The organism is Streptosporangiales bacterium (assembly GCA_009379955.1).
In the GTDB taxonomy this organism is placed as follows: Bacteria; Actinomycetota; Actinomycetes; order Streptosporangiales; family WHST01; genus WHST01.
Map to the genome: position 1 here is coordinate 1 of WHST01000114.1, position 22035 is coordinate 22035.

The following is a 22035-nucleotide window of genomic DNA, read 5'->3' on the forward strand; positions in this document are numbered from 1 at the left end:
AGACTCCCCACCGCCTCGACGAACTCCTCGCCCCTCGCGCATCCGAGCGAGTCCCCGAATCCGTCCGCGCCACCACCACCCACGACAGCGCCGCACCGAAACTCCCACACGACCAAGCACCGACACCACCCAAAAACCCAGACGCCGATGGCTCAGGCACACGCCAACAACAAGACCCAGCAGGTGACACGCCAACGCAGGTGGGCGACGACGCAGCCAGTGACCCTACGATCATTCGCGACGAGCTCAACGGCGACTACGTCACCGATACTGAGAAAGCCCGTAGACGTGCTCTAGGCATGGACCCCGCCGTCGACCGGTATCGACCGAGCGAAGAACAGACCGCCGTACGGATCGAGAAGCAACGAGGTGTGACGCTGACTCGCCACACCGAAAGCAACAGTGCGCCTGACTGGGTAGGCAGTGACGGGCTGTCCTACGACGCCATGGGCAACTTCCCCGCGAAGTACTTCGATGATCAGTGGACGCACTTCAAGAACGAGCTGCACAAGCACGTACGCAAGGCAGACTATGTCCCGATCGACGTTTCGCAGTTCACGCCGAGTCAGATCAGACTCGTGGAGCAGGAGATCAAGCCGTATGGGTCCAAGGTCTTCCTGGTGGGTACCTGATGGCCGGTAGCGTCATCCTGACCAGGGATCTGTCCTGGCCGGTGAACTCGTCCCAGTACAACTGGGTGCTGGAGTTCTTGCTCAACTCGGCCACGAGCGTCGGATTGACCGAGCTCCTCGTGGAGACGCTCGAGAACAATCTTCCCATGCTTTCAGTGGCGGATATGGAACCCGACGATCGGTTGACCGTACTCAGGCTGCTGCGTGACCACCTAGTCTCTGATGCCACCGAGCGTCTGCCGTCGAGCATGGCCAACCGCGCCGGGTACGTGCACGCGCTCGAGGAGTTGGCAGCACTGGCGCGTCGGGTACTCGCAGAGCGCGGCTGACGTCATTGTTCGTCCTCGGCCTCGTCACCCGGCCGACGACGTCACGGTTCACACTGACGCTCGCCTGCGGCCTTATCGTGATCGCATGGCAGCCAAGTCGTCGCGAGTCCTGGAAGTGGCCGGGCGCGAGGTGACGATCACCAACCCGGACAAGCCGGTGTTCCCCGCGCACGGCGTGACCAAGCTGGACCTCGTCCACTACTACCTGGCCGTGGCGGACGGAGCCGTGCGCGGGGTGTGGGGCCGGCCGATGATCCTCAAGCGGTTCGTGAAGGGGATCGACGAGGAGGCGTTCTTCCAGAAACGCGCACCGAACAGCCGGCCCGACTGGATCGAGGTGGCCGAGCTGCGGTACGCGTCCGGCCGTTCCGCCGACGAGGTCGTCGTGCGTGACGCCGCGCAGCTCGCGTGGGTCGTCAACCTGGGCTGCATCGACCTCAACCCGCATCCGGTGCTCGCGCCCGACCTCGACCACCCCGACGAGCTGCGGATCGATCTCGACCCGGTGCCCGGCGTCGACTGGAAGCAGATCGTCGACGTCGCGCGGGTCGCGAAGGAGGTCCTCGAGGACCACGGGCTGGCCGCGTGGCCGAAGACGTCCGGGTCGCGTGGCTTCCACATCTACGCGCGGATCGAGCCGCGCTGGACGTTCCGCGAGGTGCGGCTGGCGGCCGAGACCGTCGCCCGCGAGGTCGAGAACCGCGCCCCCGAGATCGCCACCAGCCGGTGGTGGAAGGAGGAGCGCGAGGGCGTCTTCGTCGACTTCAACCAGAACGCGAAGGACCGGACGATCGCGTCGGGCTACTCGGTGCGGCCCACGCCCGATGCCCGCGTCTCCACGCCCCTGGCCTGGGCGGAGGTGCCCGACTGCTCGCCGCAAGCCTTCACCGTCCTCACCGTTCCTGACCGGTTCGCGGAGGTCGGCGACCCGTGGGAGGGCATCGACGAGGTGTCGGGATCACTCGAACCGCTGCTCGCCCTCGCCGAGCGCCTGGGTCCCGCCGAGAAGCCGCCGAAGGGCGTCGGCCGCCGGGTTCAGACGATGCCCCTCGTCGAGATCGCCCGGGCGAAGACCAAGGCCGAGGCGACGGCGGGCCTGGACCGCTGGAAGGCGCGGCACCCGTCCGTCGTGGAGCACCTGCAGGCCGCCGACATCCTCATCGACGGGATGCGCGGGCGGAGCTCGCTCTGGTACCGGATCCGCGTCAACCTGCAGCACGTCCCGGAGGCCGAACGCCCGCCGCAGGAGGAGCTCGAGGTCGACTACGACCCGTGGGCGCAGCACTCCGGGTAGGTTGGTGGAGCATGGGCGACGCGCGGACCGACGAGATCGTGGACTGCTTGGAGGGCGCGTTCGGCGACCTCATGGGGCGTGACCCGGTCGCGTTCCGGCACCGGTTCCGGCGCATGGCCGCCGATCCCTTCTCGTTCTACCGCGGCTCCGCGTGCCTGTTCTACAACGACGTCTCGGGCCGCGACGACCCGTGGACCGACGAGCAGACCTCGCGGGTCTGGATCCACGGTGACCTGCACGCCGAGAACTTCGGCACCTACCTCGACGGCCGCGGCATCCTCGTCTTCGACGTCAACGACTTCGACGAGGCGTACCTCGGCCCGTACACCTGGGACCTCATGCGGTGCGCGGCGAGCATCGCCCTGCTCGGCTGGAGCAAGGCTTTCCCCGACGAGGCCATCGAGGACCACATCGTCAGGTATGTCCGGGGCTACGTCGACCAGGTCGCCCACTACGTCGACGCCGCGGACGACAAGGCATGGTCGCTGCGGCTCGACAGCGCGACGGGTCCGGTGCTGCGCACCCTGCGCACCGCGCGGGAGGCGAGCCGCATCTCCCTGCTCGAGCGCGAGTCCGTCGTGATCGACCTCGAGCGCACGTTCCGGCGGATCCCGCAGATCCGTCCGCTCGGCGACGACGAGCGCGACCGTGTGCTGACCGCGTACGCGCGGTACCTCGAGACGATCCCACCGGACAAGCGGCTCGACTGCGACGTCGCGTACCAGGTCAAGGACGTCGTCGGCCGGTCGGGCATCGGGATCGGCAGCGCCGGTCTCACCACGTACAGCGTCCTCATCGAGGGACGCAGCCAGGCGTTCGAGAACGACGTCATCCTGTCGCTCAAGGAGGGCAACGTCGCGGCGCCGAGCCGAGTGGTGCGCGACGAGCGGCTGGCGACCGCCTTCGATCACCACGGGCACCGCACGGCGCTGTCCCAACGGGCGCTGCAGTCCTACGCCGACCCGTTCCTCGGGTGGACCGAGATCGACGGCACCGGCTTCGTCGTCCGCGAGCTGTCGCCGTACGAGCGCGACCTCGCCTGGCACGAGCTGACCGAGCCGGCGGAGATCGGGCAGCTCGTCGGCGACCTCGGGAGGGCGAGCGCGAAGATGCACTGCGTGTCCGACGCGGACGCAGAGGCCATCGTCGTCGAGGCGCAGGTCGAGGACCTCGTCCACGCGCGGCTGGCCGACTCCGCCGAGGAGTTCGCGGCGTGGATCACCGACTTCGCGATGCCCTACGCCGACGCCACCAGGGCCGACCACCGGCGCTTCGTCGACGCGTTCCGTGCCGGCGCGTTCCACGCGGTCACGGCCACCTGACCTGCGGAGCACCGACGGGGGATTCGGCGCTCCGCAGGTGGCTGCGATCGGGGTAGTCCCGAGTCAGGTCAGGCTGCCGAACACGTCTGCACGCGGACGTGTGGGGATCATGCCCCGAGCATGGCGCCTCCGGACGCGCCGGTCGTCCGGCGAACGTCCGCAATCCTGTCTTAGATCGCCGGACGGATCCCTTAGCGGTGCCGCCGGACTCCTTACGTCAAGTCGCGACCGCCGGGCGCGGGCTGAGTAGTCAGGCCGAGACGGTGGGCGGCGATCGCGACCTGGGTGCGGTTCTTCAGGCCAAGCTTGGTGAGGATCCGCGACACGTGGACGCTGGCCGTCTTCTCGGCGATCACGAGGCAGCCGGCAATGGCCCTGTTGGATGCGCCCTCGGCCAGCAGGACGAGGACCTCGACCTCGCGTCGGGTCAGGCCGAGCCGCTCGGCGGCCGGCATCGCGGGCGGCTCTGCCTGTCCCTCGTCGAGCTCGACTCGCGCGCCCGCGGCCAGCAGCTTCGCCTCCTGCAACAGTGGGAGCGCGCCGATCTCGGCGGCGTCCTTCGCGGCGGCACGCAGCCACCGCTGCGCATCGCGGTGGTCGTGGGCGGCGACCGCCTCCTCGGCGGCTCGGAGTCTGGCGTAGCAGGTGCTGTGGACGTTGGTAGTGTCCTCCCAGGCCGCGAGCACCTCGCGCCAGGACGGCGTCGCGCCCTCGGCCGGCGTCAGCTCCGCGGCGACCTGCAGGGCGGTCGCCCGCCACCACGGTGCGGTGGTCGGCAACCCCGCGGCGACGTCGGTGATCCGGCCGGCGTCGCCCGGCGGAGCACCCTGCGCCCTGACTCGCGCCTCGACGCGTGCGGCCGTGGCGAGCAGCGGCCACGCGTAGGCGGCGGCACACCCCTGTACCCGCGCCCGGTCGAGGCTGCCGGCCACCAGCCGCCTGGCGTCGGCGACCCGGTGCTCCATGAGCGCGATCTCGGCCTCGAGCCTGACCATCGGCAGGCTGCCCTCGACGTGACCGAACCTCGCGTCCACCGAACGGACCGCGACCGTGTAGTGCGTCTTCGCCGCAGACACGTCGCCGCGCGCGACGGCGATCTCGGTGAGCATCAGGTGCGGGTAGGCGCGGTACACACCGGTCGGCCGCTCGGCCAGCGCCTCGGCCACGACCTGCTCGGCCTCGTCCCAACGGCCGAGGGTGAAGAGCGCGCTCGCGAGGTTGGTGGCGGCATAGGTGCCCTGGGCGTACGCGGAACCGGACCGCCGCGCCGCGTCCACCCCTGCCTGCCCGACGGTGATCGCCTCGCCGTTCCGGCCGTGCGTCCAGAGCTCGAGGGACAGGTTGACGCAGATGCGCGTGAGGCCGCGCAGGTCGCGGCGGCTCTCGGCGAGCGTCCGTCCCGCGTCCATCTCGGCCACGGCCCGATCGTGCTCGCCGAGGTGGCCGAGCACGAGCCCGAGGGTGCCCCGGGCGGCAACCTCGAGCTCCTCGTCCTTGACGTCGACGGCCAGCCGGACCGCCTCGACCCCGACCTCGCGTGCCTCGTCGGTGAGCCCCTGGCTGGCGAGCGCGGACGCAAGGACCTCGAGGACCCGGGCGCGGGTGGCGGTGCGCTGGGTGCCCGCCAGCCGTTCGGCCTCCCGGGCCACCGTGAGCGCCCCGGCCTCGCCCCTGCGGAGCAGGATCTTGCCGCGTATCGCCAGGAGCGCGGCCACCCGGTGCGCGTCGGCGACGCGGTCGGCCTCGTCCAGGGCCTCGTCGATGAGGTGCTGGGCATGGTCGTTCTCGACCGCATGCCATGCCGCGCGGGTCGCCGCGTCGAGCAGCTCGAGCCTGGAGATCTGCGGGTCGCGGACATGCGGCCAGGCGTCGAGTGCGGCGCTGAGCAGTTGGTGCTGTTCGGCGTAGGCATGCAACGCCTCCGCGACGCTGGCCGCGCGGATCAGTGCGGGGAGCGCGCGTTCCGGCAGGCCGGCACCCGTCCAGTGGTACGCGGTCGACGCCGCGTGGCGTTCGGGCGCGACCAGCTCGGGCTGCCGTTCGAGGACGTCGGCATAGGCATGATGGACCCGCAGGCGTTCACCGGGCAGGAGGGAGTCGGCGGCGACCTCGCGCAGCAGCTCGTGCGGGAACGCGTACCCGTCGTCGTCGGTCACGAGCACGTGGGCGTCGGACGCGGCCCGGAGGGCATCGAGCAGGGCATCCTCGGGCATCGCGGCGACCGCGGCGAGCACGCGATGGGAGAGCGACGAACCGCCGATCGCAACGAGCTTCACGACGTGCTGGGCGGGGGCCGGCAGCTGTTCGATCCGGCTCAGCAACAGGTCGCGCAGCGAGTCCTGCATACCGCCGGCGGTGCCGGCGAGCTCCGCCCGGACGAGCTGCTCGGCGAAGAACGCGTTACCGCCGGAGCGGGTGAAGATGCGGTCGACCATGGCCGCGGTGGGCGCTTCACTCGACGCGCCGGCGATCAACTCCTCGGTCTCCGCGCGCGAGAACCGTCCGACCTCCATGAGCTGGACGCCCCGACCGCGCTGCAGGTCGGCGAGGAACGGCCGCAGCGGATGCCCGCGATACAGGTCGTCGGTGCGGTAGGTGAGGACCGTGAGCACCCGCGCGGCGTCGAGTGTGCGGACGAGGTCGCGCAGCATCTCCCTGGTCGACGGGTCGGCCGCGTGCATGTCCTCGAGGATCAGCACCACCGGCCCGGAGTCGCCGAGCCGTTCGAGGAACCTGCCGAACCCCTCGACCAGCGGTACCCGCGACTCGGCGTCCGGCTCGGCCCGATCACGCCGCAGCTCGGGGAGCAGCTGCTCGATGCCCTCGCCGAGGGGGAACACGGCGGTGGTGTCCTCGACGCCCACCTCGCGGATCAGCCGGCGAAGCGCGCCGATGAACGGCGCGAGGGCGAGCCCCCCAGGGCCGGCGGCCACGCAGGTGCCGAGAAGGACCCGCGCACCACCGTCACCCGCGCGCGCCGCGAGCTGCTCCACGAGCCGGCTCTTGCCGACCCCTGCCTCACCGCTCACCACCACGACCCGCGGCTGCCCGGCCACCGCCCGCGCCAACGCGTCGTCCAGCGCGGCCCGTTCAGCGGCACGCCCGATGAACGGCCGGAGGTACCCATACCCCGGCGCGGTCGAGTCGGTCGGCATCCGGCAACCTCTCCCGCGAGATCGGAGGGACCACACCGCTGGCGCCGTCCTCCGGTCGAGTCGCTGTGCGCACACATCCCCGGAGGCGCGCGCGACCCTCGTACGGTACCTGTCGTCGGCGGGCTGGTGCGTGTCAGTTCGTCCGCGGTCCCTGCCCCGGCGTCCGCGCGGGAGTCAGCGGTCGACGCAGGACTTGTACTTCGAGGAGGTGGAGGAGATCCGCCACCCCTCGGCGGTCTTCTTGAAGTCGGAGACGGCCCAGACGTCGGCGCTACCGGCGCTACCGGCGATCCTGCGGCCCGTTCGGGAGTCGACGAGGTAGGTGGCGCTCTTGTCCATGCAGTCCTCGAGGCGTGCCGTCGCACCGTCGACCGTGATCGACATGATGTCGGGCTTGATCAGTCCGCTGTTACGTAGATGCTGCTTGCGAGCTGCCGCGAGACTGTCCAGCGACTTGGACAGCTCGGGATCGGTCAACCACCGTGCCACCTCTCGGTGCACCCGGTCGGGCGGGATCCTGGTGGTTCGGTTCCGGTTCGCGAGGAAATCGAGATAGACCGCGCGGACCGCGTTCTCCGCCGCCGCATCGTCCGCGACCGTCGGGGTGGCCGTGCTCGGAGTCCGGGTCACGGCGGTCACCGGAGGCAGCGTCGCCGGCTGCTCACGTGGATCCCCCATGCACGACGCGACTGTCGCGACCAGCAGGACCATCACCATGCTGATGCCGGAACGTGGAGACCTGATCATGGATTCGCGATCAGTTCGCTGCGGGCCTCCACCACGCGTATCGGGAACGACGTGGACCGCCCCATCGTCGGCAGCGTCCCTCCATTGCCGTCGGACCCCTCCCAGTCCGCACCCCAGTTCGCCGTCACGCGCACCGTGTAGGTGCCTGACCGCTTGAACGTATGCGTGCAGGCGTCGCCCTCGTCGGCCCCCTCGGCGTACGGAGTGCCGGGCGCGTCACAGGTGAACGGTGCCGAACCGTCCCCGGGATCGATGACCAGCTCGAACGCCGACGCCGTCGCCTCCGCCCACACCGACCCGACCTGGGCACGAGCGCTCCGCGCATCCCACTGTGACTCGTCCAGCCAGAACCACGCCGGCATCCGTACGAGCATCCTCTTCCCCCGAGGCGGCGCGGTCTTCACGATCGGCACCGGAACCGGCAGCTGCGCGTTCGCCCGACGCGACAACTCCACCGTGGACACCACCGGTTCTTCCGGCTCACCAGGCTCCGCCGTCGGACACCGATTGAACTCGATAGGCGCCTTGGACCACCACGACCCCAAGACGTCTCCTGTGTTCACGCTGATCGTCGTCCCAGAACACGGCGGCGGCTCCTCAGTACTCCGCGCACCTGGACGACTTGGCTTCGGCTCCGCTTCGGAACTCTTGCTCGGCCTCACCTTCTCACCGGGTGGCAGCGCTCGATCACAGCCGTAGATCTGGGCTTTGCGGTTAGCTTCGCATCCCTCGTTCGCATAGCTGGGTCCGCTGCTTAGTCCGATGTATGTAATCGAAATTGCTAGGGCCGCGGCCATCGTTATGAGCTGCATGCGTCACCCCCCACCGCGACTTCACTGATACGCCAGCCTGTCTTGGTCTGCTGAAGCGTCGCCACGTTCCAGACACCCGCGTGGCCGCGACGTACAACGTGGTCGGCACTGTCTCTCACGACGATCTGACTCTCGTCTGCACAGTCGCTAAGGGTTGCTCGGGTTCCAGCTATCTTGATGTCTCTGATGTCTGGCCGAGCCACGCCGGAAGAGTGGTAGCCCTTGGCGCGGAACTCTTCGATCCCCTCAACACGGTTTCCCAGTGCAGGCTCTATCAACCATTGCCTTAGAAACTTGCGCCGCGGAGACTTCGTCATCGTTTCTGCTGTCGACAACCTCCTGGTATATGCCGTGTAGACTGCCCGTGCCTGTTGCTCGTCTGACATTCCCCTCGTAACAGTCGGGGACGCGCTCGATGAGGAGCTGCTCGGCGTCAGGGGAGCCAAGGAAGTCGGCTTGCTACCTTCGTCGCCCGCACAGGAGCTCGCCCCCGCGGACAGAACTCCGGTGAGCGTGGCAGCAAGCCAGAAGCGGCTAGTCCCCCTCATGCCCACATAGCGTGCTGCCTCGGCCAGGCAGGCGCAACTGCCTGTCAGGAATTGTGGACAGGGCGGCTCTCATAACCTGGCCGACCGCCACGTACGCTTGCGTCGATACCAGTGCGGAGACGAGTGATCCAAGATGGCGACGCCCTCAGATCAACCTGAGCCCACCTCCGAGCCGCCCACGGACCCTTTCGCAGCTGCGCGACGCTATGCCTCTCCCCGCCGCATCCAGGGTAAGGCGGGCGACAGGCCCGCTGCGTCCACCGCATCGTCGACGGGCCCGCCGCCTGCGGCGGCGAACCCTCGGACTCCGATGATCTTGGGTGTCGTTGGCATTGTCTGTTGGTTTCTCTGTGGGGTCGGCGCAATCGCATCTGTTGTCCTAGGCGTCATGGGTCAGCGGAAGGCCCGCGAGCTTGGTCAATCTGACCTTGTCCCCAAGGTCGCCTGGATCGGCGGAATCGTCGTCCTTGTGCTGGACGTCATCGGCTTCATCGTCTTGCCGCCCACATACTCCGGCTGAACCCGCGCTGGCAGCAGTTCCTACACGGTGTCATCGGGCTGTCACCAGGCGGATGCAGTCGTCTCCCTCGGCGCTTACACTGGCCGCGAGGTTCACACCAAAACGGACACACCGCCTCGGGGGATGAGTGCGCAGGAAGAAACAGCCCCAGGTCGACCCGTTCGCTGGCTACCAGGGGCCACGGACCGGGAGCGTCGCGCCACCGTGGGGCGCCGCTCCCGTGTCAGGCGCGCCCGGGCAGCCGCAGCCTACGCGTCCAGCCGCGCAGGACCCCGCCGCGACACACCCTGCGTCCACGCAGGCCGCCCCCTGGACGCAGGCCGTCGGCACTGTTCCCCCGCGCACGGCTCCCGGCACGCGGCGGCCCCCGGGCACCACGACACCCCCACCCACCCCGGCTCGGTCACCTGATCGACCGACCGAACCAGTCGAACCCTCGCCTGAAGGCAGGAAACCGGGCAAAAAGCGCAAGCCGAAGCGCAAGGAACGTCGCGCCGAGGTGCTCGACGGCACGGTATCGATCAGCACCCACCGGTCCGACTTCGGCGCGCGGGCCGCGCGGGCCGGCCTGTGGGGCCTGATGGCCCTCGTCGTCGTCTGCGTGCTCGGACTCGTTCTCCACGAGGGCAGGGGAGTCGCGCCCACTCAGAAGCAGACCGTTGCGCCCTCCGGAGCGGGAGCGGGTGGCTTCGCCTCGGTGTTCATCCAACGGTGGCTTCCCGCGGGCGAGGGAAGCGAGTCCGACCTGCAGCCCTTCATGTCGACCGTGCCCACCCTGACCGCCAAGGCGAACATTCGGTTCGCCGCGCAGACGCCCGTCGTCCTCTCCTCGGACGAGGTCCGATCCGGCTACTGGAGCGTCCTCCTCGCGGTCAACGAGGTGGCGAAGGACCGCGCGGGCAAGCTGCAACCCGCCGGCACCCACTGGTACCGCGTGCCGGTCGCCGAGGCCGGCACGACGGGCACCGGGCCAGGCAGCAACGACACGATCGTGTGGCAGGTGACGTCGGCGCCCTACGAGGTCCCGGCCCCGACCTCGGCGGAGGCCCTCACGAACTCGGTCTACTCCGACGCCGGTGTGTCCACGACCGGACCGATCGGTGACACCTCGCAACGATTCCTCGACGCCTACCTCACGGGACAGGGTGAGCTGGCCCGCTACACCAGCCCCGACGTGTCCATCGCGCCGGTGACGCCGCCCAGCGCCACCAAGGTCACCGTGAGCTCGATCGCCGCCAAGCCGGTCGACGGCGACGCCCAGAATGCGACGGAGGTACCTCCGGACGGCACTACCGTCCACGTCCTCGTGCATGCCACGGTCGTCGGATCCGGTGGTGCCACGATCCCGATGGACTACCCGCTCACGCTGCGGTCGCGAGACGGGCGGTGGGAGGTGCTCTCGCTCGACCCCGCTCCGTCGACCGAGCGGCGGACGAGCGAACCAGGTCGGCAGACGCCCGACGCGACCGACAGCCAACCCAGCGGATCAGCGGTCCCCACACCCTGACCGGCGCCGAAGGAGATCGACCGTGCTACCTCAACTGCTCCACCAGATGGACATGCTCGTCTACGGGGGTGTCCTCGACTGGTTGAACACCAAGATCAGGGACGCCACCACCACCATCAGGGCACTCGTCACCCTCGCCTGCATCGGCGGGCTGCTGTACCTGATGATCAAGGCGAAGTTCCAGGTCAAGGCCGTCATCGTCGGCCTGTGCGTCGCGGCTCTCGTCTTCTGGGCGGTCGGCCTCGACGGATACAAGTCCCTTGCCGCCCTGTTCGCACCCGAGTTCGACAACTAGGGACGTCCCGATGGCCGAGGCGAAGCAGTCGGACCAGACCTTCGAGGTCTGTCGGTCCTACACGTTCGCCCGCCGCTACCCGAAGCTGATCGGGCGGATCAAGTCCGGCATCGGCAACGACCGCGGTTGGACGATCCCCGGCGGGCCGTACTCCCCGCTGCAGATCGGGACGTTCGTCGGGACGTTGCTCGTGCTCGTCTGGAGCCGGGCGGTCTGGGCGCACTTCGGTCCGGTCAACCTGGCCATCTACATCGGGCTGCCGGCCGTGCTCGCCTTCGTCGTCCGCCACCTGCAGATCGAGAACAGGCCTCCGTACCGCTTCCTCATCGGTTTCCTCAAGTATGTCGTCGCCCGCAACCACGGCACCCGCAACGGCAGGAGGGTGCAGGAACCGCGACCGCACACCGTCCGGATGCGCACCCTCGTCCGGGTGGCCAACCCGGAGATCTACGCAGCCCTCGACCGTCGACGCGAGGAGGCCACGTGAGCAACCAGACGTTCCCCGCGTACGACATCGTCGACAACCTGGTGGTGACCCGCCAGGGCACGGTGTGGGCGATCTGGCGCCTCAAGGGCGTCCCCTACATGCGCGCCGGCCTCAACGGCAAGCGCCAGATGCGCCTCGCGATCAAACACCTCTGCTCCGCCCTCCCGGAGGAGTCGCTGCTGCTCACCCTCTGGGCGCGGGTCGATCCGCTGACCGTCGTGGGTCAGACGCTCGACGGCGTCGACACCGACAACCCGATGGTGCAGGAGCTCGCCGCTGCCCACCTCGAGGTCCTCGGCGACGACGAGATCCGCAAGCCGACGCACTGGGTCGCGGTCCCGCTGCCACACATCGACGCACGCAACAGGTTCGGCTCCTACCGCCGTGCCGCACAGGTCTCGATCGCCGAATCGTTCGGCCTCCCCTGGACCAAGCTGCCCGACGACGAGGTGGCACTGCGACAGACCCAGGCGCAACGCCTCGCCAGCCACTTCCCCGCGTCGCTCGGGCACCGCCCGGCCTCGCCGGCCGAGATCCTCTGGATCTACGCGCACCAGCACCTGCGGGGCACCGCCGAGGAGCCACCCCTGCCGGCGGTCGACGACTACGCCCAGCTGTTGCGCTCGGGCCTCAGCCTGGCCGAGTTCCGCGACGCGATCTTCTACGAGGGCGGCAGCAAGGACGACCGGCTCGAATCCATGCGGCGCCCGCTCATCCGCCGGTACGTCCGCATCGACGCGCACGAGCAGAGCTACCAGTCCAACCTCGTCATCGCGGACATGCCGCGCCACTTCACCTTCCCCGGCACCGAGTGGTTCACCTGGCCGTACAACCTGCTGACCGGCCTCGACGACACCGACCCGTTCTGCTGCGACGTCGCGGTGCGGCTGCGGTCCGTCCGCAACGAGGACGCGCAGAAGAAGGCCCGCAGGCAGCGCCGCGAGCTCATCGGGCAGTACGAGGAGTTCGACGGTGACATCGCCGGCGCACCGCCGGAGCTCGGCGACGCGTCCGCCGCGCTCGACCAGGAGAGCGCCGAGCTCGCGGTGAACAAGCTCGACCCGGAGCTGCAGCCGACGATCGTGCTGACGGTGTGGGGCGACTCGGTCGACAAGGTCGAGCACCGCGCCGACCGCATCGAGGCGCTGTACCGGCCCAACCAGTTCCCCGTCCCGCGCCCGACCGGCGAGCAGGAGGAGCTGTTCTGGGCAGGAGTTCCCGGCGCACCCAGGCCACGCGTGTGCGACGACTACAAGCAGTTCCTGCTGCCCAGCGGCTTCGCGGCAGGCATGCCCTTCGTCGACGTCGACCTCGGTGATCCCAGCGGCTTCATCCTCGGCTACCTGACCGAGGTCGGCGTCACCTACCCGGTGATGCTCGACCTCGAGGGCGCTCTGCGTGCCCAGCGTGCCGCGTCGATGGCCTTCACCGGCGAGCTCGGCTCGGGCAAGTCGGTGGCGATGAAGACCGTCACCTACTACATCCTGTCGCGTGGCGGCCGGGGCATCACGATCGACCGCACCCCGATGGGCGAGTGGGCCAGGTTCGCGTACGGCATGCGCCAGTGGGCCGAGCACCGGGGCTATCCGCTGAGCGTCAACGTCATCACCGTTTCCGGCGACGTCGGCTTCTCCTTCGACCCGCTGCGCATCCTGCCGCGCCTCGACGAGGACGTGGACGGCAACACGTTCGACCTGGGTCGCACGATCGCCGAGGGCACCCTGTCGATCCTCCTGGGCTACGAGGCCACCAGCGCGCACGCGTCGATGGTCTCCGAGGTCCTCGACCGGATCGCGCCGCGACCCGACCGCAGCATGGCCATGCTCATCCGCGAGATGGAGTCGCTCGCCTACGCGTCCGCCAGCCGGGGCAAGCCGGTGACGGGCTCGGGAGCTCCTGAAGGCGACGAGCCGGAGGTGCTCAAGGCGCTGGCCGAGGACGACGCCGCCATCGCCTGGGAGATCAGGCGTCAGCTGCGCGCGATCGCCCGCCGTCCCACCTCGCGCGCGCTGTTCGACGAGACGCTGCCCGTGGTGCGTCTCGACGAGGCCGACTTCACCGTGCTGCACACACCGAACCTGCCGCTGCCGCCCAAGGAGGTCGTGAACAACCCCAGCACCAAGCTGAGCTTCGAGCAGATCCACGCGCAGGCACTCATCTACGTCGCCACCGCCGCCTGCCGGTACGTCGCCTTCCGCGACAATCGGATGACGGTCGTCCCGCTCGACGAGTGCTGGTTCCTCAACAACAACCACGAGGGACAGCAGCTGCGGTACGAGATCATCCGCGACGGCCGCAAGCACCGCGCCGCCGTCCTGCTCGGGTCGCACGACGCCGCCGACTTCGGCGACGAGGCCACCAGGGGACTGCTCAAGTACCGGTTCGCCTTCCGCCAGGGCGACGAGAACCTCGCCCAGCTCAACGCGGGATTCGTCGGGCTCGACGCGTCCGACCCGGGCACGCTCGGTCTCATCAACGACCCCGAGCTGCCGTCGGGACGTTGCGTGCTTTTCGACCGGCACGGCAACAAGGGCGTCCTGCACATCGCGATGCCGCCCCTGCAGGACGTCCGCGACGGCATGCTCACCCACACCGGCGTCGAGCCACTCGTCAGTGCTCCCGCACGGCCCGCGACCCAGGACGGCGATGACGCATGACCTCGAGCCTGCGCCGTTGCCTCGTCCGCGTCGTCGCCGTCGCCTGCTGCGTGGTGGCCGTCGCGGCGGCGGTGGTCACCCTCGTCGTCGCCCCGGCGACACCCGCGCACGCCGCGGCGCCGGCAGCGGCACCGTCCCCGATCCCGACCCCGCCGGGAGCCAAGCCGAGTCCCGGTCCCGGCGACGACCCCTGCCGGTTCGTCGGCTGCAGCACCCCCACGGTCACCGCAACGCCCGACGGTCGGCGCACCGCACCCAGCACCACGCCCAACGGCGGTACGCCGACGCCCACGCCCGGCACCTCGCAGACACAGCAGGCGAAGGCGAAGGGCGGCGGTAGTGAAGAGCCGCCCGACTATTTCGGCCAGCTCACCGATCAGAAGGGCTGCGTCGGGCGACCGCACGTCATCGCACCCCGTAGCGCCGGCAAGGCGGCGGGCCACTGCATCCCGGTGTCCTCGTTCGCCGCAATGTACGAGGCCACGTCACCCTCGGCAGGTGCGAGCTGGAAGTGCTTCGTGCCCTTCTTCCAGGGAAGCTGCGGCAGTGGCACCAAGAACGCCGGCGTCGACAGCGCCACGGAAGAGGCTCTGGGCACTCAGTTCGGGTTCGTCTGGGGCATGTACCAGATGGTGGTGAACCTCGCAGCCTGGTTCACCCAGTGGGGCGTCTCATTCCAGCCGCTCGCGGTGGTGAGCGACCTCGCCGGGGACCTGCAGCGGGCCTGGGACGCGAAGGTGATCGACCGGCTCCACCTCGGTGGCTTCGGCGGCTTCGTCCTCATGCTCGCTGCCCTCTGGGCCGGCCTGCTCATGCTCTTCCGCCGGTTCCGCCGCGGCTTCGCCGAACTGATGGTGGCGGTGCTGATCGCCGTCATCGGTGCGGCGTTCCTGCTGCATCCGGGTACGACGATCAACAAGAGCATCAACACCGCGCGCTACTTCGGCCTCACCGTCGCGGTGATCTCCCTGGATCCCGGTGGATCGCCCACGTTGCCCACCAGCGCGCAGGCGGCGAACCGGATCGCCGACCAGCAGGTCGGCAGGGCCGTGTCGGACAAGCTCGTCACCAGCGTGCTGGTCAAGCCGCACATGATCGCCAACACGGGCAAGGTCCAGAAGGGCGCATGCGAGCGGCAGTACTGGGAGATGCTCGACGCCAAGGGTGAGCAGCAGACGACCAGGTACGAGCAGTTCACCAAGGAGGGCGGCTGTGTCACGGCCGGCGCCCTGCGTCCGTCCGTCGAGCGCATCCTGATGGCCTCGCTGCTGCTCATCATGGCGATCCTCATCGCCCTGTTCTGCCTGCTCGCGGTCGGGTTGCTCCTGCTCAGCCAGCTCGCCGCCGCCGTCTACATCGCCGTGGCCGGCCTCGTCTGGACCGTCGCGCCGCTGCCCGGCTGGGGGCGCAGCATCCTGGTGAAGTGGATCACCGGCCTGCTCGTCTGCATCGCCGGCACGATCGCCGGCGTCCTCGTGGTCGTCGTGTACCTGGACGTCCTCGGCGTCATCCTCGGCCTGGGCGAGGCCCCCCTGGTCAACTTCGCGCTCGCGCTGATCGTGGCGGTCGCCGGCTTCATGCTGCGCAAGAAGCTGACAGCCGGTCTGCGCAACGGCGCCCGGCAGATCGGCGCCAAGCTCGAGGGCTCCTTGTCGCGGCCGGGTGGGGAGACCATGGTCGAGACCCAGCAACGCAAGCAGACCGGCCTCGCGCCGCTCCCGGTCGCGACGGCCGTGGCCGACGGCGGCGGCGCACCGGGTGGCGATCCGGCCGGCGCGGTGGGCGGACAGCGCGCCGATCTGGCGAGCGGCGTCGGCGGACGTGCCAAGCCGTTCTTCAGCGAGCGCGTACGCAACGCCGTCGGGCAGAGCAAGCAGGGCAAGCTCGCGCTGAGCACCACGGCGGGTGCCGGACGCGCTGGGCAGCTCGCCGGTGCCGCCGGCAGTGCGGGGGCCGTCGGCGGGACGAGTGCGGCGGGAGGCGCGGCGCTCGGCGCACCCGGGATCGTCGCGCTCGGCGCCGTCCAGGGTGCACAGGCCGCCGGCCGCACCGCGCGCAAGGTCAAGGGCGACGTGATCGACTCGACCACCGGGGGTGGCAACCCGGCGTCGGGCGAACGGGCCACCAGGATCGCGGGACGCGCCGTCCCGCGCGGTGATGGCTCGCCCTCCCGCGGTGGCTCGCCGGCGTCCGAGCGTCCCTCGTCGAACAGGGCCCAGGAGCTGATCGCCGAGATGCAGCGCCGACGGGCCGAACGCGAACAGGAGCTGCTCAGGCGGCAACTGTCCTGACCCTGTGCGGCTGCGACAGTCTGGAGGGGCGAGGTGAGCGCGGAGAACGGCGGACGGCGGGTGCCGATCTGGCTCGTTCTCGTTGTCGCCCTCGCCTTCCTCCCGGCCGGGATGCTCTCGATGAGCATGGGGGCGCTCTTCGGTTCGATGGGCACCGAGTCGCCGTCCGGCGGCGGTTCCGTCACCTGCAAGGGCGTCAAGGCGGGGAGGTACGCCGGGTTCTTCGAGAGTGTTCAGCAGGGCATCCAGGCGCCCGTGACCGACATGCACATCATGGGGCTCGCGGCATGGCAGAAGGCCGAGGGCGGCACCGCCACCTGGAACCCGCTCAACACCACGCACGACGCACCCGGATCCACGGACTACAACTCCGTCGGCGTGAAGAACTACCCGAACGAGGCCGTCGGGGTGTCCGCCACGATCAAGACACTCACCAACGGCAACTACCCCGGCATCCTCAAGGCGCTGCGCGCGGACGCGTTCGACGTCCAGGCGCTCGCACAGGCCGTCGACTCGTCGGTCTGGGGGACCAAGCACCTGACGGACGTCGCAGCCGGATGCACTGCGGTCCAGGCGGCAGGCGACTACGCGAAGGGCTGCCCGGCATTCGACCGCGGCACGCCCTGGGGTGGGCATTCGAACGGCGCCATCCCGTCGAGTGGTCCCCAGATGCTGCAGCTCCCCGGCAGCATGAACAGCCAGTGGCTGCGCTGCGACGCGGGCAAGAGCTTCATCGCGCTCTCCGGTGACTTCAAGAAGAAGTTCGGGCACGACATCTCCGTCACGGACGGGTACCGCACGCTCGCCGAGCAACGTGCGCTCTACGCGAGCAAGGGCGCGGGCATGGCGGCGACTCCGGGCAGGAGCAACCACGGGTGGGGATGCGCGGTCGACCTCGGCAGCGGCATCAACCAGTTCAACAGCCCGCAGTTCCGCTGGATGAAGCAGCACGCATCCCGCTTCGGCTGGGTGCACCCCGCGTGGGCAGAGGCCAGCGCGTTCGAGCCGTGGCACTGGGAGTTCCAGTCCTGCAGCGGGGCGACGGCCGCATGAGACTCTCCACGTTCCTGCTCGTCACGGCGTCGATGTTCGTCCTCGTCATGGGGTCGTGCGGCGCGATGGGCATGTCGTTCACCCAGGGCGGCGACGCGTCGACCGCCTCCGTCGACGCCGGCGGTGCCCGCCCGCCAGGGGCAGCAGGCGGCGACGTCGCTGCGCCTACGGCCAACTGCGCCGCCGACATCCGTCAACAAGGGCTTCCCGCCAGCATGGCTCCCGAGGGGCAGAGCCGTTCGACGCACCTCACTCCTCGGAGCCAGAACGTCAGGAGCCAGGTCGAGGAGAAGTTCGACGGCCGGTTCGAGTCGATCGGTGGGTGGCGACCGGGTCCCGATGCATACTCCGACGACCACGGCTGCGGACGCGCGCTCGATGTCATGATCAGCGGGCTCGGCAAGGCGTCGAACGCCGAGCAGACCGCCAACGGCTTCGCGATCTCGTCATGGGCGATCGCGAACGCCAAGGTGCTCGGCGTGCACTACATCATCTTCCAGCAGTGCATCTGGAACGTGCAGCGCGCGTCGGAGTCGGGCTGTGGCAACGTACCTGCCGGGACGGATGCCAAGGGCTGGCGCAGCATGTCGAGCCGCGGGAGCAACACGCAGAACCACTACGACCATGTGCACATCTCGATGTGGTGAGGTCACGATGACGACACCGAACGCACGACGTGGACCCTCCCGTCGCGCCCTCGTACTCGGCGTCGTCCTCGTCGCGGTGTTCGCGCTGCTCGCCACCTGCGTCGTCGTGGCCCAACGTGGCGACTACTCGGGCAACCGGCTCGGCAGCACACCGGGGACGGACGCGCCGAGCCGCGCGTCGATGAACGCGTCCACGAGCTCGTCACCCGTCGACAGCGGGCCACCCGCCACGCCCTGGCAGCACGTCGACTGGCGCAAGGCGATGAAGCGCAACCAGATCATCTCGCTCACCGTGCCACCGGAACCGAAGGTCGCGACGGCGCGCAAGGATCCGCTCCGGGTCGGCGTGGCCCTCCTCGGAGCCCAGGACAGCACGAACCCGGGTGCGTGGAAGCCCGGAGTCAATCCATTGCGGGGCTACATGTCGCCGAAGCTGTCGAGTGCGTACACCCCGCCGAAGACGACCGAGGAAGGCGAGGACCCGGGCGACCAGGGACCCGAACGGCTGCCGAAGGGCGCGAAGGCGTCGTACGAGTTCTACTGCCACGTCGCCTCGCACAAGAAGGCCGTGGTCGTGGCCGTCTGCGCGTACCACGTGCGGGTCGCCGCGGCCGGAAAGGTGACGCGCGAGGAGGACAGCGCCGACCAGAAGCTCACCGTGCGACGGGCAAAGGACGGCTGGCGCGTCGACCGGATCGACGTCACCACGTCGCAGCGGGACTAGCCATGCCACGGTCGACGACGCCCGACTACTACGACCTGCTCGGCGTACCTCACGACGCGGACACCGAGGCCATCACCCGCGCCTATCGCAAGCTCGCGCGCGTCTCTCATCCCGACAGCGGCGGCAACAGCGGGATGTTCCGGCTGCTGCGCACGGCGTACGAGACGCTGACGGATCCCTCGCAACGCAAGGCCTACGACGACGGCCTCGACGGCACGGACCCCCAGCCTCCTCCGGCGAAGGCGTCGAGCCAGCCGACGTCCGAGGCGGCAGGTGACACGGAGCAGACCGCAGCAGGCACCTGGCAGTTCGCCGATGGCACGGCTCGCAGCATGGTCGTCGAGCCCGAGCAGCTGACGTGGTGGTCGCGGGTCGACCCCGACGCGCCGTCCGTGGTCGACCCGCCGTACGGCCACGGGAAGCGAGTGGCAGGGGCCGCCGTCCTGGTGTTCCTCGCCGTCACGGTGACGATGGCCGTGACCCACCTCGTCGCACTCGTGCCGCTCGTCGCCGGTGTGGTCCTGATCATCGCCTCTTACCTGCGGGCGTACCGCGAGACGGACAACTCGACGCTGGCGTCCGTGGTCGGACTCGTCGCGGTGGTGGGCACGGGCGGCTACATGTACCTCGGGGGCAAGCCGCTGGCCCCTGTGCTCGGCTTCGGCTGCCTGGCCGTCCTGGTGGCGGCCGTCGTGCTTGCCTACCGGTACGGCCGGTCGGCGCTCCTCGACCGGCTGGCCCGACCCGAGGCCGTCGCCCAGGTCGAGTATGGACGCCCCGGCGAGAGCCACGCGTCCGACGACGACAGGTTCGGCGAACGCATGGGCGCCGACGCGTTGGTGTCGCTCACCTACCTGCCCGGCGTCCGCCTCTTCCACGGCGTGGGCAGCACCGTGGAAGGCACTGCGGTCGACCACGCCGTCGCCTGCGGCCGCCGCGTCGCGCTGGTCGAGTCGCGGTACTGGGAGCCCGGCCGGTACTCCTGGACGCCGCACGGCGCGCTGCTCCGCGACGGCCGGCATTTCCCCGGTGGCGAGACCGGGCTCCACGCCACCGTCGCGGGCTATCAGCGCGCGCTGGGCGCCGACGTCGCGGTGCGTGGCTTAATCCTGGTGATCGCGTCCCGGCCGGGTCCGGTCACCCTGGACGACGGGCCGACGGACGTCACGCTCGGCGACCCGCAGGCGATCGTCGAGGAGCTGGGCGACTGGTTCCTGCAGACCGGCCCGGTGAACGTCGTCGACCGCCGGCTCCTCCTGCGCCTGCACAACCAGCGCGACGCTGTCGGCGACGGAGGTCGGACATGAGCAAGCAGTCCGGTGACGGCTTCTGGGAAGGCCTCGTCGTCATGCTCTTCTGCGGCCTGCTCGCGGTCTTCGGTTACCGCAAGCTGAAGCCCGCAATCGAGGGCTGGCTCGAGGACCGCGGCATCCACGTGGACGACCTCGCCGACAAGGCAGGTGCGATACCCCTCGACAGCATGATCGACATCGGCGCGGCCCTGGTCGGGATCGGCCTGCTGGTGACGATCTTCCTGGCAGTCCGCGGAGTTCGCCGCCGCGGCAAGAACGACAAGGACAAGAAGAAGAAGGTCAAGGCCTGGCGCTGATCCAGCGGCCAGCTCTGAGCGGCACGTCACACCACCGCAGCCCGCTGCGTGGACCTATCGACGTTCATCCGTGCGGGAGTGTCTGACAGGCTCGAAGGCCGCCTCTACGTGCGGCCTCAAGTATCTCGTCTCGCAGGGATGCGATTTCTTCCTCATCGAGGGCAACCTCGGTAGCGACAGACACAGACCACTCTGTGGGGCTATGACGCCACAACGTCATCCATGCCTCGAACTCTTCCTCACCGCGCAGCTCCCTGCACCCGAACTCCTCGTCCCAGTCATCACCCAGACGTCCCTCGTCCTCCAGATGGAGTGCGCTTCGAAGGATCTCGAGCACCTCGTAGTCAACGTCACCACGCATCTCAACTCTGAGCCGCGTCGACGATGTCATCGACTGCTCCTTTCGACGAGATCGACTATCCAGTCGTCTGGGCGGAAGTGGGCCGATATGTCGGACCCTTTGTGGGGTGGTCCTGACGACCCGAACAACGCTGGCGCTATGTCTCGTCCAGTCTTACCTCGCCAGCGGTGTGCCCAGCGGTTCAGTTTCCTGAAGCTCTGGGAGACTGCATCCCGGTTCGCGAATCCAAAGGGTTCCTTGAGTAGCTCTCCCTTGAAGTCCTTCTCCTCCCACCGCCTCTGCACTACCTCGAGCATCTTGTCGGAGGAGATCTGGACATCGTAGTCACTGAGTTTGGGGTCCACACCGAGCTTCTTACCGCTGTCGAAAGGACGGCTCTTGGGTCGGGCCGGGTCGTCGCCGAACCAGTCCCTGACGGCCTGCTCGGTCGTAGGATTCCAGTCGGGATGGCCGGGTCCTGGAAACTGCTTGTGTGGTCCGGAGAAGAAGTGGGCGGCGGAGCCCTGGAGGCGTACGTCGACGTCGGCCGGGTCGATGCCGTCGGCTAGCAAGGCGTCGCGCAGTGAGGTCTTGAAGTCGCGGTACTGCTCGGGAGTCATGCCCAACGGCGCTTCGCGTTGGCTCCACCAACGCACCTGCTGGGGTGTGAGGCCCAACTGCTGGCAGTCCCGCGGAGTCACCTGGTACCCGGACGGGTCCGTGGGCAGTTCGTTCCGGACGTCGTCCCATGTCGGGGGGCGATCGGCGTCGTTGTCGCGGTGCGGCTTGTCACCGTCCTCGCGGCGCGGCGGGTCGGAGTCATGCTGGCCCGCGTCGTGCCGCGGATCCTCCTCGTGCGGCCCATCCTCGGCCGGTCTGTCGTCGCCTGGACCTGGGTGATCGCGGGTCCCCGCGCTGTCGGCAGCTGGGTTTTTGGGTGGTGTCGGTGCTTGGTCGTGTGGGAGTTTCGGTGCGGCGCTGTCGTGGGTGGTGGTGGCGCGGACGGATTCGGGGACTCGCTCGGATGCGCGAGGGGCGAGGAGTTCGTCGAGGCGGTGGGGAGTCT

General features: G+C 69.3%; 18 protein-coding genes and 1 pseudogene. 14 read left to right on the forward strand and 5 right to left on the reverse strand.

Annotation, left to right across the window (positions count from 1 at the left end):
* The first annotated feature begins 200 nt into the window (after window positions 1-200).
* From GEV10_25585 to GEV10_25600, 4 genes are all read left to right on the forward strand, one after another.
* Window positions 201-632 (forward strand): hypothetical protein, encoded by a 432-nt coding sequence (locus tag GEV10_25585; protein MQA81804.1) that lies wholly within the window; start codon window positions 201-203, stop codon window positions 630-632.
* Window positions 632-961: a hypothetical protein gene (locus tag GEV10_25590; protein MQA81805.1), complete on the forward strand. Its 330-nt coding sequence runs from the start codon at window positions 632-634 to the stop codon at window positions 959-961. Before GEV10_25585 ends, GEV10_25590 begins: the two co-directional genes overlap by 1 nt.
* Before the next feature lie 85 nt (window positions 962-1046).
* Window positions 1047-2255, forward strand: a complete 1209-nt coding sequence (locus tag GEV10_25595; GenBank protein ID MQA81806.1) for a DNA polymerase domain-containing protein — start codon at window positions 1047-1049, stop codon at window positions 2253-2255.
* 11 nt (window positions 2256-2266) lie between these two features.
* On the forward strand, window positions 2267-3577 hold the full coding sequence (locus GEV10_25600) for a DUF2252 domain-containing protein (protein MQA81807.1): 1311 nt from the start codon (window positions 2267-2269) through the stop codon (window positions 3575-3577).
* Between the two features lie 212 nt (window positions 3578-3789).
* On the opposite strand, the gene GEV10_25605 is transcribed toward GEV10_25600, so the two are convergent.
* From GEV10_25605 to GEV10_25615, 3 genes are all read right to left on the reverse strand, one after another.
* Window positions 3790-6732, reverse strand: coding sequence for an AAA family ATPase (locus GEV10_25605; protein MQA81808.1), 2943 nt, complete (start codon window positions 6730-6732; stop codon window positions 3790-3792).
* 174 nt (window positions 6733-6906) lie between these two features.
* Window positions 6907-7479 (reverse strand): hypothetical protein, encoded by a 573-nt coding sequence (locus tag GEV10_25610; GenBank protein MQA81809.1) that lies wholly within the window; start codon window positions 7477-7479, stop codon window positions 6907-6909.
* Complete coding sequence (locus GEV10_25615; GenBank protein ID MQA81810.1) at window positions 7476-7934, reverse strand: hypothetical protein; 459 nt, start codon at window positions 7932-7934, stop codon at window positions 7476-7478. The genes GEV10_25610 and GEV10_25615 overlap by 4 nt, the downstream gene beginning before the upstream one ends.
* Before the next feature lie 1924 nt (window positions 7935-9858).
* Here GEV10_25615 and GEV10_25620 point away from each other — a divergent pair.
* The 10 genes and pseudogenes from GEV10_25620 to GEV10_25665 all read left to right on the forward strand — a co-directional run bounded on the left by GEV10_25620 (window position 9859) and on the right by GEV10_25665 (window position 20629).
* Window positions 9859-10866, forward strand: a complete 1008-nt coding sequence (locus GEV10_25620; GenBank protein ID MQA81811.1) for a hypothetical protein — start codon at window positions 9859-9861, stop codon at window positions 10864-10866.
* A gap of 22 nt (window positions 10867-10888) precedes the next feature.
* A complete protein-coding gene (locus tag GEV10_25625) occupies window positions 10889-11161 on the forward strand; it encodes a hypothetical protein (GenBank protein ID MQA81812.1) in 273 nt (90 codons plus the stop codon).
* A 10-nt stretch (window positions 11162-11171) separates the two neighbouring features.
* Window positions 11172-11648, forward strand: coding sequence for a hypothetical protein (locus tag GEV10_25630; GenBank protein MQA81813.1), 477 nt, complete (start codon window positions 11172-11174; stop codon window positions 11646-11648).
* Window positions 11645-14305: a hypothetical protein gene (locus GEV10_25635; protein MQA81814.1), complete on the forward strand. Its 2661-nt coding sequence runs from the start codon at window positions 11645-11647 to the stop codon at window positions 14303-14305. Before GEV10_25630 ends, GEV10_25635 begins: the two co-directional genes overlap by 4 nt.
* A complete protein-coding gene (locus tag GEV10_25640) occupies window positions 14302-16596 on the forward strand; it encodes a hypothetical protein (protein ID MQA81815.1) in 2295 nt (764 codons plus the stop codon). Before GEV10_25635 ends, GEV10_25640 begins: the two co-directional genes overlap by 4 nt.
* A 111-nt stretch (window positions 16597-16707) precedes the next feature.
* Window positions 16708-17649 (forward strand): hypothetical protein, encoded by a 942-nt coding sequence (locus GEV10_25645; protein ID MQA81816.1) that lies wholly within the window; start codon window positions 16708-16710, stop codon window positions 17647-17649.
* Entirely contained in the window at window positions 17646-18296 is a 651-nt protein-coding gene (locus GEV10_25650) for a hypothetical protein (GenBank protein ID MQA81817.1), read from the forward strand. Before GEV10_25645 ends, GEV10_25650 begins: the two co-directional genes overlap by 4 nt.
* Window positions 18297-18303: 7 nt before the next feature.
* Entirely contained in the window at window positions 18304-19020 is a 717-nt protein-coding gene (locus GEV10_25655; protein MQA81818.1) for a hypothetical protein, read from the forward strand.
* Between the two features lie 2 nt (window positions 19021-19022).
* Window positions 19023-19235: pseudogene (locus GEV10_25660) on the forward strand (DnaJ domain-containing protein).
* Window positions 19236-20323: 1088 nt separating this feature from the next.
* Complete coding sequence (locus GEV10_25665) at window positions 20324-20629, forward strand: hypothetical protein (GenBank protein MQA81819.1); 306 nt, start codon at window positions 20324-20326, stop codon at window positions 20627-20629.
* A gap of 64 nt (window positions 20630-20693) precedes the next feature.
* Here GEV10_25665 and GEV10_25670 read toward each other — a convergent pair whose 3' ends face one another.
* Complete coding sequence (locus GEV10_25670) at window positions 20694-21020, reverse strand: hypothetical protein (protein MQA81820.1); 327 nt, start codon at window positions 21018-21020, stop codon at window positions 20694-20696.
* Window positions 21017-21589 (reverse strand): hypothetical protein, encoded by a 573-nt coding sequence (locus tag GEV10_25675; protein ID MQA81821.1) that lies wholly within the window; start codon window positions 21587-21589, stop codon window positions 21017-21019. Before GEV10_25675 ends, GEV10_25670 begins: the two co-directional genes overlap by 4 nt.
* Window positions 21590-22035 lie beyond the last annotated feature (446 nt).

What these genes read in the sequence shown, in the direction of transcription:
- GEV10_25670 (MQA81820.1), bottom strand. Translation starts at nt 21,020, where the DNA reads ATGACATCGTCGACGCGGCTCAGAGTTGAGATGCGTGGTGACGTTGAC.
- GEV10_25665 (MQA81819.1), top strand. Translation starts at nt 20,324, where the DNA reads ATGAGCAAGCAGTCCGGTGACGGCTTCTGGGAAGGCCTCGTCGTCATG.
- GEV10_25650 (MQA81817.1), top strand. Translation starts at nt 17,646, where the DNA reads ATGAGACTCTCCACGTTCCTGCTCGTCACGGCGTCGATGTTCGTCCTC.
- GEV10_25595 (MQA81806.1), top strand. Translation starts at nt 1,047, where the DNA reads ATGGCAGCCAAGTCGTCGCGAGTCCTGGAAGTGGCCGGGCGCGAGGTG.
- GEV10_25605 (MQA81808.1), bottom strand. Translation starts at nt 6,732, where the DNA reads ATGCCGACCGACTCGACCGCGCCGGGGTATGGGTACCTCCGGCCGTTC.
- GEV10_25645 (MQA81816.1), top strand. Translation starts at nt 16,708, where the DNA reads ATGCTCTCGATGAGCATGGGGGCGCTCTTCGGTTCGATGGGCACCGAG.
- GEV10_25630 (MQA81813.1), top strand. Translation starts at nt 11,172, where the DNA reads ATGGCCGAGGCGAAGCAGTCGGACCAGACCTTCGAGGTCTGTCGGTCC.
- GEV10_25655 (MQA81818.1), top strand. Translation starts at nt 18,304, where the DNA reads ATGACGACACCGAACGCACGACGTGGACCCTCCCGTCGCGCCCTCGTA.
- GEV10_25675 (MQA81821.1), bottom strand. Translation starts at nt 21,589, where the DNA reads ATGACTCCCGAGCAGTACCGCGACTTCAAGACCTCACTGCGCGACGCC.
- GEV10_25640 (MQA81815.1), top strand. Translation starts at nt 14,302, where the DNA reads ATGACCTCGAGCCTGCGCCGTTGCCTCGTCCGCGTCGTCGCCGTCGCC.
- GEV10_25590 (MQA81805.1), top strand. Translation starts at nt 632, where the DNA reads ATGGCCGGTAGCGTCATCCTGACCAGGGATCTGTCCTGGCCGGTGAAC.
- GEV10_25600 (MQA81807.1), top strand. Translation starts at nt 2,267, where the DNA reads ATGGGCGACGCGCGGACCGACGAGATCGTGGACTGCTTGGAGGGCGCG.
- GEV10_25610 (MQA81809.1), bottom strand. Translation starts at nt 7,479, where the DNA reads ATGATCAGGTCTCCACGTTCCGGCATCAGCATGGTGATGGTCCTGCTG.